This is a genomic window from Mesorhizobium sp. WSM4840 (genome assembly GCF_055811755.1).
Genome location: NZ_JBVVQD010000082.1, coordinates 1 through 2,780 on the forward strand (window position 1 = coordinate 1; position 2,780 = coordinate 2,780).

The 2,780-nt window shown below is 58.3% G+C and carries 1 protein-coding gene and 1 pseudogene; both read left to right on the forward strand.

Annotation, left to right across the window (positions count from 1 at the left end):
- Positions 1 to 136 (forward strand): annotated as a pseudogene (locus AC0L3I_RS36685) (aldehyde dehydrogenase family protein); the annotation flags it as partial.
- Between the two features lie 107 nt (positions 137 to 243).
- Entirely contained in the window at positions 244 to 2,475 is a 2,232-nt protein-coding gene (locus AC0L3I_RS36690) for a S9 family peptidase (RefSeq protein ID WP_473530199.1), read from the forward strand.
- Positions 2,476 to 2,780 lie beyond the last annotated feature (305 nt).

Below are 2,780 nucleotides of genomic sequence, written 5' to 3' on the forward strand. Positions count from 1 at the left end.
CGTCGGACTGATCACCCCGTGGAACTGGCCGCTTAGCCAGATCGTGCTGAAAGTCGTACCGGCGCTGGCGGCCGGCTTTCTGTCAACCTGTGCCTTCTCATGCAGACGATGGAAACAGCCAGCCCAAGTGACGCCATGTGTCCGGTAGCCAACATCGATCAACGGCAGCTCTTAAAGGCTCGGTTCGTCGCGGCGCCGAAGTAGGAACTGCGAGCTACCTTTACAACACAAGGGAGGACGATCATGGCCATGACCTCGAAGGGTGCACCTGGCGCCGCACTCCCAGAGGCAGGGCGGGCAATCACAGGAGATCCCCAAAAACCTCAAGGGGAGTGGGAATGCGGGATCGCGTCCCCCGGCCAGCAGTGTGAGCCGCCAACGTCCGCCGATCTTTCGGTGCGCTACAAGCGGGCCGCCGCGCTCGCTTCTCCAGCGGAATCCGTGGTCCCTGATGCGTTCCCCAATTTCCGTTGGCTAGAATCGGATCGGCTTTTGGCGTTATCCGAATCGAAGTGCTTGGGTGCGTTCAATGTGAAGGATGGCAAAAGGGTTGAGCCCGCGGAATCGCCAGAGCCAAAAGCCAATTCGAATGGGGATCGAGCCATGTCGCCAGACGGTACCGTGCAAATTCTGCGCGATGGATACGATTTGACGATGCTCGAGACGAGTTCGGACTCCCACTATCGTCTGACGCACGATGGGACCTATGACATCGCCTACGGCCTGATTGGTGATAATGGATCCGGCCCCCTGACACGGGAGCGCCGGGTTCTGCCTGTCGTCGGCAAGTGGTCGCCCGACTCGCGCTACTTCGTCACAGTCCGCGTAAACCAGCGTGGACTCCGATCTCTCCCATTCGTAGTTGGGTCGGCTCCGGACGCGGTGGGGCGCCGGATACCGGAAGTACATTCGTATCGGTACGCCCTTCCGGGCGACACCAATGTGCCCACGGTCACCTTGATTGTCGTAGATCGCCGGACGCGCACAATACGTGAGCTGCAAGTTCCCCCGCTGCATCTGGCGATCTGGAGAGCCGGCGGGCAGGAGCTTGTCTGGACGGAAGACGGCCGCTATTTGTTCGTCGGAGCGGAGTCCCGAGACTTCAGAACTCTGACGGTCTACAGGGTGGATCCTCAGACTGGGGCTCCTCACAAGGTTCTGGTCGACCGAAACGATAGCGGCAAGCCACGGCGCCTTATCAACATCTATGATGATGGTGCTCAGACATTCGCGCCTGTAGGAAATGGCGGCCAGCTCGTCTTGTTTTCTCAGCGGGATGGCCGAGAACATCTATATCTGTACGATGTGGCTTCTGGAAAGCTCGTTCGGCGATTGACCTCGGGTGCTTGGTCAGTTGTCGATCTGACGGCAGTTGATGCGCGTGAGCGTGCGGTGTTCTTCTCCGCTGCTGGTCGAGAGCCGGGACGTGATCCTTACCTACGGCATTTTTATCGTGTTTCGCTCGACGGTGGTCAGCCCGTCCTGTTAACGCCAGAGGACGCCGATCACGAAGTCCATCTCTCGCCGAAGCTTGACGCTTTCGTGGACGTTTACTCGACATTGTCGCAGGCCCCGAGGGTTGTCCTAAGGAAGAGCACTGGCGCCCTCATATCGGAACTTTGGCGGACCGACCTCACGCCCTTGGTGCAGCGCGGCTGGGTTCCGCCGGAGCGTTTCAGCGTCACGGCTGCCGATGGCCAGACGGTCCTACATGGTACGCTTTACCTACCATCGGGCAAGAACGGATGCCGCAAGCTCCCTATCATCGATTCGATTTACGCCGGGCCGCAAAGGTATAATGCGCCCGTCCGGTCCCCGGGCGAAGGCGCAAAGGGCGCCATGGCTTTGGCGCAACTCGGTTTTGCAGTTTTCGTGCTCGACGCCCGCGGAACACCGCTGCTCGACCGTGACGCTCGGGACGCGACTTGGGGACCGAACTTTGGCTCACCGGATGTTGTTGCGGCGGATCATGCGACCGCCGTGAAGCAACTCGCCGCGAGATACGATTTTCTCGATCCGGAACGGGTCGGGATATACGGGCACAGTTGGGGGGGATACTATACCGTACGGCTGATGGCCCAACGTCCTGACGTCTTCAAAGTCGGCGTCTCATCCGCGGCACTTCATGACAATTTCGCAGCCGATTTTTCATACGATGCCTGGTTTGGAATGCCTGCTGAATTCCCCGACTCCTACCAATCCCAGTCGAATTATCCCCTTGCGGCTCAGATTAAGGGGCACCTCCTGCTTGTGTCCGGTGATGCGGACGACCTCGTTCATCCATTAAACACGATACTGATGGCTGGGGCCCTTGCGAGAGCAAATCAAAACTTTGATATGTTGATGCTACCCGACCTTGATCATACCACGACCGGAACCAATGGATATGTGACGAAGCGCAGGTGGGATTATTTTGTGAAGCATCTATTGGGCGCCGAGCCGCCGACCGATGTAAGAGTTCCTGACGGTGGCTAAGGGTGATCAACTGACCTGCTGCCGGAAAACTGGCTCTTCCGTATTACTTCGTGCGGTCATTGAGCCGCCGATCATCACGAGGTGCGGCGTGGCGGTACGAGGCAGCTTCAATTTACCGGTTTAGGCAGTGTGTGTCGGAAGGCTGGGATCTCGGATGCGACCTTCTATATGCCCAGCGCGAGAAGTATGCTCGGCTGATAACCTCCAAGATGAAGCGCCTCAGACAGCTTGACCCGACTTGAACAGTAGCGGCGGAACAAGCTGGCAACTGGCTCTGTAAGCTGTTGATTTTGCTGATGCGGGTT

What these genes read in the sequence shown, in the direction of transcription:
- AC0L3I_RS36690 (WP_473530199.1), top strand. Translation starts at nt 244, where the DNA reads ATGGCCATGACCTCGAAGGGTGCACCTGGCGCCGCACTCCCAGAGGCA.